The organism is Rhodococcus parequi, assembly GCF_046042785.1.
Taxonomy (GTDB): domain Bacteria; phylum Actinomycetota; class Actinomycetes; order Mycobacteriales; family Mycobacteriaceae; genus Prescottella; species Prescottella parequi.
In genome coordinates this window covers 41,920-55,301 of record NZ_JBDLNV010000007.1, presented here as the reverse complement: position 1 = coordinate 55,301, position 13,382 = coordinate 41,920, and the positions used below count along the sequence as shown (strand labels likewise).

General features: G+C 69.3%; 10 protein-coding genes. 3 read left to right on the top strand and 7 right to left on the bottom strand.

Annotated elements, in window-relative coordinates:
- The first annotated feature begins 38 nt into the window (after positions 1-38).
- Both ppc and ABEU20_RS19355 read left to right on the top strand, forming a co-directional pair.
- Positions 39-2,831, top strand: a complete 2,793-nt coding sequence (ppc, locus tag ABEU20_RS19360) for a phosphoenolpyruvate carboxylase (RefSeq protein WP_420166006.1) — start codon at positions 39-41, stop codon at positions 2,829-2,831.
- Between the two features lie 51 nt (positions 2,832-2,882).
- Positions 2,883-4,583, top strand: a complete 1,701-nt coding sequence (locus ABEU20_RS19355; protein WP_420166005.1) for a cation:proton antiporter — start codon at positions 2,883-2,885, stop codon at positions 4,581-4,583.
- A 44-nt stretch (positions 4,584-4,627) separates the two neighbouring features.
- Here the strand turns inward: ABEU20_RS19355 and ABEU20_RS19350 are convergent, their stop codons facing one another.
- Positions 4,628-5,098 (bottom strand): MarR family winged helix-turn-helix transcriptional regulator, encoded by a 471-nt coding sequence (locus tag ABEU20_RS19350; protein WP_420166004.1) that lies wholly within the window; start codon positions 5,096-5,098, stop codon positions 4,628-4,630.
- Positions 5,099-5,184: 86 nt separating this feature from the next.
- On the opposite strand from ABEU20_RS19350, the gene ABEU20_RS19345 reads away from it, so the two are divergent.
- On the top strand, positions 5,185-6,051 hold the full coding sequence (locus ABEU20_RS19345; RefSeq protein ID WP_420166003.1) for an alpha/beta fold hydrolase: 867 nt from the start codon (positions 5,185-5,187) through the stop codon (positions 6,049-6,051).
- A gap of 16 nt (positions 6,052-6,067) precedes the next feature.
- Here ABEU20_RS19345 and ABEU20_RS19340 read toward each other — a convergent pair whose 3' ends face one another.
- From ABEU20_RS19340 to tkt, 6 genes are all read right to left on the bottom strand, one after another.
- Positions 6,068-6,523, bottom strand: coding sequence for a DUF6389 family protein (locus ABEU20_RS19340; protein WP_420166002.1), 456 nt, complete (start codon positions 6,521-6,523; stop codon positions 6,068-6,070).
- Between the two features lie 302 nt (positions 6,524-6,825).
- Positions 6,826-7,575 (bottom strand): 6-phosphogluconolactonase, encoded by a 750-nt coding sequence (gene pgl / locus ABEU20_RS19335; RefSeq protein WP_420166001.1) that lies wholly within the window; start codon positions 7,573-7,575, stop codon positions 6,826-6,828.
- Entirely contained in the window at positions 7,568-8,479 is a 912-nt protein-coding gene (opcA, locus tag ABEU20_RS19330; protein ID WP_420166000.1) for a glucose-6-phosphate dehydrogenase assembly protein OpcA, read from the bottom strand. Before opcA ends, pgl begins: the two co-directional genes overlap by 8 nt.
- On the bottom strand, positions 8,476-10,017 hold the full coding sequence (gene zwf / locus ABEU20_RS19325) for a glucose-6-phosphate dehydrogenase (protein ID WP_420165999.1): 1,542 nt from the start codon (positions 10,015-10,017) through the stop codon (positions 8,476-8,478). Before zwf ends, opcA begins: the two co-directional genes overlap by 4 nt.
- 3 nt (positions 10,018-10,020) lie before the next feature.
- Complete coding sequence (gene tal / locus ABEU20_RS19320; RefSeq protein ID WP_420165998.1) at positions 10,021-11,142, bottom strand: transaldolase; 1,122 nt, start codon at positions 11,140-11,142, stop codon at positions 10,021-10,023.
- Positions 11,143-11,150: 8 nt separating this feature from the next.
- Entirely contained in the window at positions 11,151-13,259 is a 2,109-nt protein-coding gene (gene tkt / locus ABEU20_RS19315; RefSeq protein WP_420165997.1) for a transketolase, read from the bottom strand.
- Between the last annotated feature and the right edge of the window lie 123 nt (positions 13,260-13,382).

The following is a 13,382-nucleotide window of genomic DNA, read 5'->3' as shown; positions in this document are numbered from 1 at the left end:
GCCGTGCGGGGGGCCGGTCCGCAGCCGATAATCGGGTGATGACCGGGACCTCGGATTCGTCGGTAGCCACCTCCGTCCCCACGGCGTCGCGCGCGGCCACCGAGCCGCTGCGCGACGACATTCGACTGCTCGGCGGGATCCTCGGCGACATCGTCCGTGAGCAGGCCGGCGACGACGTCTTCGACCTGGTGGAACGGGCCCGTGTCGAGTCGTTCCGAGTGCGCCGCTCGGAGATCGACCGCGCCGACCTGGCCGAGATGTTCACGACCGTCGACACCGCGGACGCTATTCCCGTCATCCGCGCCTTCAGCCACTTCGCGTTGCTGGCGAACGTCGCAGAGGACATCCACCGCGAACGGCGGCGCGCGATCCACGTCCGCGCCGGGGAACCGCCCCAGAACAGCAGTCTCGCGGCGACCTACGCGAAACTCGATGCGGCACCGGTGGATCCGGAGATCGCGGCGGCCGCGCTCACGGGTGCGCTCGTCGCGCCGGTGATCACCGCACACCCCACCGAGACGCGTCGTCGCACCGTCTTCGAGACCCAGAACCGGATCATGGAACTGATGCGGATGCGCGAGTGGGTGAGCGGTGACCGCTCCGAGACGGACGACGTCGACGCGCAGCTGCGGCGGCAGATCCTCACCCTGTGGCAGACCGCGCTGATCCGCTTGTCGCGCTTGCGGATCCAGGACGAGATCGAGGTGGGTCTGCGGTACTACGACGCGTCCCTGTTCGAGGTGGTGCCGCGGATCAATGCCGAACTGCGCGACGCGCTGCGGACCCGCTGGCCCGACTCGGGGGTGCTTGCCGACCCCATGCTCCGGCCGGGCTCGTGGATCGGCGGTGACCGCGACGGCAATCCGTTCGTGACCGCCGACGTGGTCGCCCGGGCCACGCACCGGGCGTCGGAGACGGCACTCGAACGCCACCTTGCCGAGTTGGAGGTGCTCGAGCGCGAACTGTCGATGTCGGCACGGTTGGTCACCGTCACGCCCGAGTTGGACCGGCTGGCCGACGCCTCCGGCGACGAGTCGGCGTTCCGCGCTGACGAGCCGTATCGCCGGGCGGTCCGGGGTGTGCGGACACGGCTGACCGCCACGGCCGCGCGGATCCTCGGGCACCCGGCGGTCCACGCGGTCGCCGGTGACCTCCCGGACTATCGCGACCCCGCCGAACTGCTGGCCGATCTCGAGATCATCGACGCGTCGCTGCGTTCGCACGGCGACGGCACCGTGGCCGACGACAGGCTCGCGCAGCTGCGGAACTCGGTGGAAGTCTTCGGATTCCACCTGTGTGGACTCGACATGCGGCAGAACTCCGAGGTGCACGAGACCGTCGTGGCGGAACTGCTGGCGTGGTCGGGAGTGCACCCCGACTACGCATCGCTGCCGGAGGACGCGCGGGTCGCGCTGCTGACCCGCGAGCTGGCGACGCGCCGTCCCCTCGCCGGACCGCACGCCGAGTTCAGTGAACTCACCACGAAGGAACTGGGCATCCTGCGCGCGGCAGCCGACGCCGTCGACCGGATCGGGCCGGCGGCGATCCCGAACTACGTCATCAGCATGTGCGAGTCGGTCAGCGACATGCTCGAGGCGGCGATCCTGCTCGCCGAGGTCGGACTGTTCGACCCCGACGGCGAGGCCGGGCCGCGCTGCCCGGTGGGGATCGTGCCGCTCTTCGAGACGATCGAGGATCTTCGGCACGGCGCCGAAACGCTCACCGCCACCTTGGAGGTTCCGCTCTATCGGGCGCTGGTTGCCAACCGCGGTGACAGCCAGGAAGTGATGCTCGGATACTCCGACTCGAACAAGGACGGCGGCTACCTCGCCGCGAACTGGGCGCTGTACCGGGCCGAACTGGATCTGGTGCGCGTCGCGCGGGAGACCGGAATCAGGCTGCGGCTCTTCCACGGTCGCGGCGGCACCGTCGGTCGCGGCGGTGGCCCCAGCTACGACGCGATCCTCGCGCAGCCGCCGGGTGCCGTCGAGGGCTCGCTGCGGATCACCGAGCAGGGCGAGATCATCGCCGCCAAGTACGCCGAACCGCGGCGGGCCCGCCGGAACCTCGAGGCGCTGGTCTCCGCCACCCTCGAATCGACCCTGCTCGACGTCGAGGGCCTCGGCGACGACGCTGCGCCGGCGTACGCGGTCCTCGACGAACTGGCCGAGCTGGCGCGGGTGGCATACGCGGACCTCGTGCACGACACTCCCGGGTTCGTCGACTACTTCGAGGCGTCGACGCCGGTCGCCGAGATCGGCGCACTCAACATCGGCAGCCGGCCGGCGTCCCGCAAGCCGACGCAGGCGATCTCGGATCTGCGGGCGATCCCGTGGGTGCTGTCGTGGAGCCAGTCACGCGTCATGCTGCCCGGTTGGTACGGCACCGGAACCGCCTTCGAGAAGTGGGTGGGCGACGACGCGGACCGCCTCGCAACGCTGACCGATCTGTACGAGCGGTGGCCGTTCTTCCGGACGGTGCTCTCGAACATGGCACAGGTGATGTCGAAGTCCGACATGGGACTGGCCGCACGGTATTCCGAACTGGTGCCGGACGTCGCACTGCGGGAGGAGGTGTTCGGCAAGATCTCCGCCGAGCACGAACGCACCCTCGCGATGTATCGCGCGATCACCGGCCACGACGACCTGCTGTGGGACAACCCGTCACTCGACCGCTCCGTGCACAACCGGTTCCCGTACCTCGAGCCGCTCAACCACCTCCAGGTGGAACTGTTGCGGCGCTACCGCAGCGGCGACGACTCCGACAACGTCCGGCGCGGCATTCAGCTCACCATGAACGGTCTTGCGACGGCGCTGCGTAACAGCGGCTGACGGGCGGAGGGGGTTGCCGGCCGGTGTCGGGGCGCGAGGACAATCGGATTCGTGGACCTGACATTGATCGCCGTCGTCGGCGTCTCGAGTATCGTCGCAGTCGCCGCCCTGTCGAAGCGGCTGGGGCTCGCCGCGCCCCTCGTGCTGGTGGTCGTGGGCATCGCCCTGAGCTTCCTCCCGTGGGTTCCGGACGTGGACGTCGAGCCCGAGCTGATCCTCGCGGTAGTGCTGCCTCCGCTGCTCTATTCGGCTGCGGTGTCCATGCCCGCGCAGGACTTTCGGCGGAACTTCAAGGCGATCAGCGGGCTCGCGGTCCTGCTGGTGGTGGTCACCACCGCCGGCACCGGTCTCCTGTTCCACCTGCTGATCCCGGACATCGGCTGGGCGACCGCGTTCGCGTTGGGCGCGGTGGTGAGTCCGACCGATGCGGTGGCGGCCACGTCGGTCGGACGCAAGCTCGGTCTCCCGTCGCGCCTGTTGACGGTGCTCGAGGGCGAGGGACTCGTCAACGACGCCTCGGCGCTGGTGCTGCTGCGGTCGGCGGTGGCCGCAATGGCCGGTGCGGTGTCGTTGTGGCACGTCGCGGGGGACTTCGTCTACTCGGTGATCGTCGCCACGGTGATCGGCGCGCTGGTGGGCGTCATCGGCGTGCGGGTGCGCGGCTGGGTGAACGACACCGTCCTCAACACGGCGCTGTCGTTCGTCGTGCCCTTCGTCGCGTTCGTTCCCGTCGAGGAACTCGAAGCGTCGGGGGTGCTGGCGGTCGTCGTGTGCGGCCTGGTGACCGGGCATCTCGCGCCCCGCTACCTGAAGGCGCAGCACCGGATCGGCGAGGAGATGAACTGGCACACGGTCGCGTTCCTGCTGGAGTCCGCCATCTTCCTGATCATGGGATTGAGCCTCGAACACCTCGTCGACGAGGTCCAGGACTCGGGTCTGTCCGTCGGTGAGGCCGTGCTGTTCGGTCTGATCGCCTCGGTGTTCGTGATCGCGGCGCGGATGATCTTCGTCATTCCGCTCGTGGCGGTACTCAAGCGCGACGAGCGCCGTGCCGCGGCACGTATCCCGCGGCTCGAGCGTTGGCAGGCGGGCCTGGATCGGCTGGCTGAGGACGACGCCGTCGACGACCGGCGCCGGTTCCATATCGAGCGTCGCGTCAACCGGGCCAGCGCCGATGCGGACTTCCTGGTGAGCGAAAAGCTGGGCTGGCGCGGCGGCGTGGTCCTGGCCTGGTCGGGAATGCGCGGCGCGATCACACTGGCGGCGGCACAGACGTTGCCCGAGGACACGCCGTACCGCGCGGAGCTGATCCTGATCGCGTTCGTCGTGGCCGTGACGACTCTCCTGCTGCAGGGCTCGACCCTGCCGATCGTGATCAGGAGGGTGCAGATCCCCGGAGACGATACCGATCGGCTCCGCACCCAGTACGACGACCTGCTCGACGAGTTGGTGTCGGCGGCCGAGGAGGCACTCGCCGACGAGGACGATACCGACGTCGTGGACCGGGTCCGGGCCGACGGCCTGGTGGGGCGTCGTGCCGACCGGGCCCGTGCCCAACTCGATCCGGACAACGATGCGCGGCGCGAGCAGTACCTCCGGCTCCGGTTGAAGTCCCTCGCGGCGGAGCGCGCGGCGCTGCTCGAGGCACGTTCGCACGGCGGCTACAGCTCGCAGACCCTACTGACCGCCCAGCGCATGCTCGACGTCGAGGAGGCGCGGCTCGAGCAGCTCCAGGACTCCACACTCCGCTGATCCGCATCGCGTGATCGCACGGTGCGGCCACAGGCGGGAGGCGGTCACGGCGAGAGTGCGTCGCGCGCGTCTGCAGCGGCGTCCTGCATGCGATCGAGGAAGTCGGAGATGGTCCGCTGCTCGTCGGGGGAGAAGGCGTCGATGGTGGTCACCACCCGCTCGATCAGCGGCCCGAAGAACGTCCACCCGAGATCCTCCGCCTTCGGCGTCACCGTCACCAGGACGCGCCGGCGATCGGCCGTGTCGCGGCCACGCTCGAGCAGGCCGGCCGTCTCGAGCCGGTCGATCAGCGCGGTCGTCGACGCCGAACTGAGGGACAACTGCCCACCCAGCCATCCGGGGGTGGACGGAGTGCCCGCCCGTGCCGCGTCCAGCAGGCAGACGAGTGCCCGCAGATCGGTGGTGTGCAGGCCGTTGCGTGTCGCGAATTCCGCAGCGAGAAGGTTCAGTTCGACCGTGAGTGCCCTGATGCGGTGTACGTACGCGATCGCATCAGAGTGCTGTCCGTGATTCATTCCCGCTCCGCTCGACTCTCTCGACACAACTCTCTCGACAGCCTAGTCTCTCGATCACCGAGATAAATTAGGGACGGAGGGAACCGATGGGGGACCGGACGGAGTTCGCCGCGACAGCGGCCGGGAACGCATTCCTCGATCGCTACGACCGCGTGCTGGCGAAATGGGCGGCGCCGACGAGTGGTGTCGATGTTCCGACGCGCCACGGCGTCACCCACGTCAACGTGTGTGGGCCGGACGATGCGCCGCCCGTGGTGCTGCTGTGTGGTGGCGGCGCGACCTCCGCGTCGTGGTTCGCGGTCGCCGGGGCACTGGCATCCGGCCATCGGCTGTTCGCGATCGACCTGCCGGGCGAACCCGGTCGCAGTGTCGTCGGCGAGCGCCTGCGATCGGTCGACGACCTCATGGCCTGGCTGACCGAGACCCTCGACGCCCTCGGCGTCGCATCCACTGCGCTCGTCGGGCATTCGTACGGAGCGACGGTGGCGCTGGCCTTCGCGCGTCGCCGGCCCGAGCGCGTCGACCGCCTGGTGCTGCTCGACCCCACCTCGATTTTCGCCACCTTCCGGGCGGGCTACATCCTTCGGGCGCTGCCCCTGCTCCTGCGGCCCACCGACGCCCGGCAACGCGGCCTGATCGGATGGGAGACAGCGGGATCGGAGATCGACCGGGACTGGCTCGATCTCGTCGCGTACGGCGCCGAGCACTTCCCGGCGACGAGGCCGGTCGTGCCCGGGCGTCCACGACCGGGTGACCTCGAGCGCGTGGTCTGCCCGACGACGGTGGTGCTCGCCGAGCGCAGTCGGGTCCACGACATCGAGAAGGTGGCGGCGGGAGTCCGAAAGAGTTTGCCCGACGCCAGGATCGTGACGGTGCCGGGCGCGTCGCACTACACCCTGCCGATGGCGGGCACCGTAGCAACGGCCGCGCTGTCCGACGCCCTGCACGGGTGAGCCGTCGTGTCTACCGTCAGCGCTGCGTGGGTTGGAAGACCAGTGGGGTGATCGTGCCGGAGCCGTCCTCGCCGTCGACGAGCCACGGCAGTGCCGAGCGGGATTCGCCGACCCGGGACCATAGCGCCGTCAGCCAGTTCGCTGCCGCGTCGACGACGGCGTCCTCGACGGCGAAGGGGGCGTCGCGGGACATCAGTGGTACCTCGGGTTCCACGCCGTCCTCGGTATACACGATGCCGAAGAGGTGGCGGTGGGCGTCGATCGGCTTGTTCAGCGTGAAGTAGTCGGGGCCTTCGAGACGAACCCAGACGTCGAACGTGCCCTCACCGTCCTGGTCCGGGAACACGTCGATGCACAGTTCGGTCGCCTCCGCAGGAACCGCATCGAGGATCGCCGAGAGCTTGGCGGCAGCGGCGTCGGTGTGATTCTCGAGCACGGCAGCGAGTGTCGACAGGTACTCATCACGATCCATGACCGCAGACTACCGCCGGGGTGAGCTGTGCGGACGAGGGAACCGATCGGTGTGCGCCCACGTCCTACTGATCGAACGGAAGTGAATCAGGAGACCGACAGCGAGGGGGACAACCGATGGACCGACGCCCGCGAAGGACGATGTATCGACGACTCGGATCCGGTCGTCCGGGTGGTCCGCGTAGTCACGCGCTGTTGGCAGACGGGTGTCGGCCACGTACGAGCGTGGCCGACACCGGTGAGCTTGCGCCGCCGTGGATCCCGGGAGAGCCCGTCGAGGGGCAGCCGGAATGACGGGCGGCGTCAGGAGCGGGGAAGCGCGCTCGCCGCGGTCGCGTCGAGCAGCCACACGGTCTTGTCGACGCCGCGGGCACCCGCGGCCGGAATCTCGTCCGGGTGGGCGCCGCCGACCGCCGCCGCGACCGCGTCGGCCTTCGCCTCACCCGAGACGATCAGCCACACCTCGCGTGCGGACTGCAGCGCCGGCAGCGTGAGGGTCACGCGCACCGCCGGCGGCTTGGGGGAATCGGTGACCGCAACCACCAACTGCTCCGTTTCGCGCACCGCGTCGGTGTGGGGGAACAGCGAATTGACGTGCCCCTCACCGCCCATGCCGAGCAGATGCACGTCGAACAGCGGGCCGGTGCGGTCGGCGCCGAACGTCTCGAGCACCTCGCCGTACGCGGCCGCGGCCGTGACCGGGTCGCTGTTGTACGCGCCGTCCGACGCCGCCATCACGTGCACCCGCGCCGGATCGACCGGCACGTGGTCGAGCAGTGCCCGGTGCGCCTGGACCTCGTTGCGCTCCGGGTCGCCGGTGGGCAGGAAGCGCTCGTCGCCGAAGAACACGTCCAGTGCGGACCAGTCGATCGCACCGGGGTGGGCGCGGACGTGCTCGAGCAGCGCGATACCGGTGCCGCCGCCGGTGAGGACGACGGCGGCCGAACCGCGCGACCGCTGGGCCGCGACGACCGCATCGACGAAGCGCTCGGCAGCTGCCCGCACCAGGGCGTCGGTGTCGGCGAAGCGGTGGATCTCGTTCACGTCAGACATATTCCACCTTCGACAGTCCGGTCAGGGCGGCTTCGTAGATCTCGTCCGGATCGAGCCGACGCAGTTCCTCCGCGAGGCAGTCCCGGGTCTCGCGTCGCGCCAGGGCGACGAGAGCATCCGGCTCCCCGACACGACTGAGCGTCGCGGTCGTCTCGACCTGCGGACGACTGATCGAGATGCGGTCGTCGTTGCTGAGTTGCAGCTCGACGAACAGTGGCCCGGTCTGCCGACGGACGGGGCCGTCGATGCGGTCCGCGAGCCAGCCCGCCAGGATGTCGAGCGCAGGCTCGGTGGCCAGGCCCGACACCGTCGCGGACAGGATCTGTTCGTGCGGCGGCTGGTCCAGCGCCGACGTCAGCAGGGCGCGCCAGTAGGTGATGCGGCTCCACGCGAGGTCGGTGTCGCCCGCGGTGTACGAGCCGAGGCGGCTCTTGATGGTCGCGGTCGGATCGTCCGCGCCGGTCGCGTCGGTGATCCGCCGAATCGCCAACCGTCCCACCGGATCCAGTGCGGGCACGGTGGGCGCGTCCTCCGGCCACCACGCCACCACCGGAGTGTCCGGCAGCAGGAACGGCACCACGACGCTCGCCTCGTGGTCGGCGAGCTCGCCGAACACACGCAGGATCACGACCTCGGACGCGCCGGCGTCGCCGCCGACCCGGATCTCGGCGTCGAGATGCGTCTCCTCCGAACGGGATCCGCGCGCGACGACGATGACGCGACACGGGTGTTCGCGGCTGGCCTCGTTCGCGGCGTCGATGACGTCCTCGGAATTCTTGCTGTCCCGCGTGCACACGACCAGCGTCAGGACCCGGCCCAACGTCACCGCGCCACCGGACTCACGAAGCTCGACGAGCTTCTTGTTGATCGCACCGGTGGTGGTTCCCGGCAGCTCGATGATCACGGCCTTCTCCATTCACGACCGGTGCGGCGCATCATCTCCTGCGCCGAGGGCGGACCCCAGGTTCCTGCCTCGTACGGCTCGGGCTTGCCGTGCGCTGCCCAGTGGTCGAGGACCGGATCGAGGATCTTCCAGGACAGCTCGACCTCGGCGTTGACCGGGAACAGCGACGGCTCACCGAGCAGGACGTCGAGGATCAGCCGCTCGTAGGCCTCGGGCGACGACTCCGTGAACGCCTCCCCGTAGCTGAAGTCCATGTTGACGTCCCGGACCTCCATGCTCGACCCCGGCACCTTGGAGCCGAACCGCATGGTGACGCCCTCGTCGGGCTGCACGCGGATCACGAGCGCATTCTGGCCGAGGTCCTCGGTCATGGTTGCATCGAACGGTAGATGCGGGGCGCGCTTGAACACGACGGCGATCTCGGTGACCCGGCGGCCCAGTCGCTTGCCCGTGCGCAGGTAGAACGGCACGCCGGCCCAGCGCCGGGTGTCCACCTCGAGGGTGATCGCCGCATAGGTCTCCGTCTTCGAGTCCTTCGCGAACCCGTCCTCCTCGAGGAGGCCGACGACCTTGCGGCCGCCCTGCCAGCCGCCCGCGTACTGACCGCGAGCCGTGGTCTCGTCGAGCGGTTCCGCGAGGCGGGTCGCCGACAGCACCTTGATCTTCTCGGCCTGGAGCTCGGACGGCTCGAAGCTGACCGGCTCCTCCATCGCGGTGAACGCGAGCAGCTGGAGCAGGTGGTTCTGGATGACGTCGCGGGCGGCACCGATACCGTCGTAGTACCCCGCCCGGCCGCCGAGGCCGATGTCCTCGGCCATCGTGATCTGCACGTGGTCGACGTAGTGGGCGTTCCAGATCGGGTCGAACAACTGGTTCGCGAAACGGAGCGCCAGGATGTTCTGGACCGTCTCCTTGCCCAGGTAGTGGTCGATGCGGAAGACCATGTCCTCGGGGAACACGCTGTTCACGACCGCGTTCAGCTCGCGGGCGCTCTCGAGATCGTGGCCGAACGGCTTCTCGATGACGACCCGACGCCACTGCCCGTCCGCGGACTTGGCCAGGCCGGACCGGGACAGTTGCTCGCAGACCGTCGGGAACTGGGCGGGCGGGACCGACAGGTAGAAGGCGTGATTGCCGCGAGTGCCGCGCTCGCGGTCGAGCGCGTCGAGAGTGTTCGACAGCTCGGTGAACGCATCGGCGTCGTCGAAGCTGCCGTGCACGAAGCGGATGCCCTTCGCGAGCTGCTCCCACACGTCCTCACTGAACGGGGTGCGGGAGTGCTCGCGGACGGCGTCGTGCACGACCTGTGCGAAGTCCTGGTCCGCCCAGTCGCGCCGCGCGAACCCGACGAGAGCGAACCCGGGCGGCAGCAGCCCTCTGTTGGCGAGGTCGTACACCGCGGGCATCAGCTTCTTGCGCGCCAAATCGCCGGTGACTCCGAAGATCACCAGGCCACAGGGGCCGGCGATGCGAGGCAGTCGCCGGTCCCTGCTGTCCCGTAGTGGGTTGATCCAAACGTCCGCCGCGGGTCCGCTCACGGATCAGCTCTCTCGAGCAGCGGCGAGCTGCTCAGCAGTTGCGTCGAGAAGTTCGTTCCACGAGACCTCGAACTTCTCGACACCCTCGTTCTCGAGCACCACGAAGACGTCGGTGAGATCGATGCCCACGGACGCGAGCCGGTCGAAGACCTGCTGCGACGCCACCGCGGTTCCGGACGTGGTGTCCCCGGTGATCTCGCCGTGGTCGGCGACCGCGTCGAGAGTGCTCTCCGGCATGGTGTTGACCGTGTTGGGCGCGACCAGTTCGGTGACGTAGAGGGTGTCCGGGTACGCCGGATTCTTCACGCCGGTCGAGGCCCACAGCGCACGCTGGGGGCGGGCGCCGCGCTCGAGCAGAGCGTGGAAACGGGCGTCGACCTCGAACACCTCCTGGTAGGCGGCGTACGCCAGTCGGGCGTTGGCCACACCGGCCTTGCCGCGCAGCTCGAGTGCGTCCGGAGTGCCGATCTTGTCGAGTCGCTTGTCGATCTCGGTGTCGACGCGCGAGACGAAGAACGATGCCACCGAGTGGATAGCGGACAGGTCGTGACCCGCGGCCACAGCGGCGTCGAGGCCGGCCAGGTAGGCGTCCATCACCTTGCGGTACCGCTCGACCGAGAAGATCAGCGTCACGTTGACGCTGATGCCCTCGCCGATCACCTTGGTGATGGCGGGCAGTCCTGCCTCCGTGGCCGGGATCTTGATGAACAGGTTGGGCCTGTCCACGATCTTCCACAGCTCGACCGCTTGCGCGAACGTCTTGTCGGCGTCGTGCGCGAGGCGGGGATCGACCTCGATCGAGACGCGGCCGTCCTTGCCGTTGCTGGCCTCGAACTGCGGCGCGAGAACATCGCACGCTGCACGGACGTCGTCGGTGGTCACCGTGCGAATGGTGGCCTCGACGTCGGCGCCGCGGGCCGCGAGCTCACGAACCTGGGCGTCGTAGACGTGTCCCTTGCTCAGGGCCGCCTGGAAGATCGACGGATTGGTCGTGACGCCGACGACGCTCTTGGTGGCGACGAGCTCGGCGAGATTGCCCGACTCGATGCGGTCCCGCGAGAGATCGTCGAGCCACACCGAGACGCCGGCCTCGGACAGCTTCTGCAGATTCGCATTCTGAGTCATGGTGCGATTCATCCCTTCACTCGAGCGAGCGAGCGCTGCGCAGCCGCGGTGACGGCCTCGGCGGTGATGCCGAACTCGCGGAACAGGGTCTTGTAGTCGGCGGACGCGCCGAAGTGCTCGATCGAGACGATCTCGCCGGCGTCCCCGACGAAGCGGTACCACGGCATCGCGATCCCGGCCTCGACCGCGACCCGCGCCTTGACCGTGGGGGGAAGGACGCCGTCGCGGTACGCCTGGTCCTGCGCGTCGAACCACTCGACGCACGGCATCGACACGACGCGCGTGGGAACACCCTCCGCCTCGAGCGCCTCGCGGGCGGCGACCGCGAGCTGCAGTTCCGAACCGGTGCCGATCAGCACGACCTCGGGGGTGCCGGTCGAGGCCTCGGCCAGCACGTAGCCGCCGCGCGAGACGCCGTCGTAGTGGGTGCCCTCGAGGACCGGAAGGTCCTGTCGGGTCAGGGCCAGGCCGGCGGGAGCGCGGGTGGCCTCGTCGGAGCCCTTCTCGAGCACGGCCCGCCACGCGTGGGCGGTCTCGTTGGCGTCGCCCGGGCGGACGACGTACAGGCCCGGCATGGCCCGCAGGGCTGCCAGGTGCTCGATCGGCTGGTGCGTCGGGCCGTCCTCGCCGAGCCCGATCGAATCGTGGGTCCAGACGTAGACGACCGGGGTCTTCATGATCGCTGCCAGCCGGACGGCGGGTCGCATGTAGTCACTGAAGACCAGGAACGTGCCGCCGTAGGGGCGGGTCGGCCCGTGCAGCGCGATGCCGTTGAGGATCGAGCCCATCGCGTGCTCGCGGACACCGAAGTGCAGGGTCCGGCCGTACGGCTGGGCCTTCCACATGTCCGTCGAGATGGATTCCGGGCCGAACGAATCGGAGCCCTTGATCGTGGTGTTGTTGCTCTCGGCGAGGTCCGCCGAGCCGCCCCACAGCTCCGGCAGCACCGGGCCGACGGCGTTGAGGACCGCCGCGGAGGCCTTGCGGGTGGCCAGGCCCTTGGCGTCCGGCTCCCACGTGGGGAGGACGTCGGCCCAGCCGGCGGGCAGGTCGCGACCGGTCAGACGGTCGAGGAGCTTCTTGCCCTCGGGCGCGCGCTGGACCCATTCGTCGTACAGCGCCTGCCACTCCTTGTGCGCACGCACACCGCGATCGACGACCTGGCGAGTGTGGGCGATGACGTCCGGCGCCACCTCGAAGCTCCGCTCGGGATCGAACCCGAGGGCCTTCTTCACCGCTGCGACCTCGTCGGCGCCCAGAGCGGCGCCGTGCGCGGCGCCGGTGTTCATCTTGGTCGGCGCGGGGTAGCCGATGATCGTGCGGAGCAGGACCAGCGACGGGCGGTCGGTGACCTCACGGGCCTTCTCCAGCGCCTGCTCGATCGCCACGACGTTCTCGCCGCCCTCGACGACCTGGACGTGCCAGCCGTAGGACTCGTAGCGCGCCGCGGTGTCCTCGGACAGCGCGATCGCCGTGTCGTCCTCGATCGAGATCTTGTTGTCGTCGTAGATCACCGTCAGGTTGCCCAGCTGCTGCACACCGGCGATCGAGGACGCCTCCGACGTCACACCCTCCTCGATGTCACCGTCGGACGCGACGACGTAGATGTGGTGATCGAACGGGCTCTCGCCCGGCGCCGCCTCGGGGTCGAACAGGCCGCGCTCGCGGCGGGCGGCCATCGCCATGCCGACGGCCGACGCCAGACCCTGCCCGAGCGGGCCGGTGGTGATCTCGACACCGCGGGTGTGCCCGTGCTCGGGGTGGCCGGGAGTCTTGGAGCCCCACGTGCGCAGCGACTCGAGGTCTTCGAGTTCGAGGCCGTAACCAGCGAGGTACAGCTGGACGTACAGGGTCAGGCTCGAGTGACCACAGGAGAGGACGAAGCGGTCACGGCCGATCCAGTCGGCGTCCGCCGGGTCGTGCCGCATGACACGCTGGAACAGCGTGTACGCCAGCGGCGCGAGGCTCATCGCGGTGCCGGGGTGGCCGTTGCCGACCTTCTGTACGGCGTCCGCGGCGAGTACACGGGCGGTGTCGACGGCCTTGGTGTCCAGATCGGTCCAGTCGGTGGGGTGGACCGGTTGCGTGAGGACGCGGATCTCGTCTGTGATCGACACGGGCAGATGTCTCCTGACATGGTTGTACGTGGAGCCGGAGGGTATCCGGAGGGTGCAGTGGGCGTCGCCGGACCTCGAGTGCGCCTCCAGCCTAGTGTGCCGCCCCGATCGGGTCGATTCGGT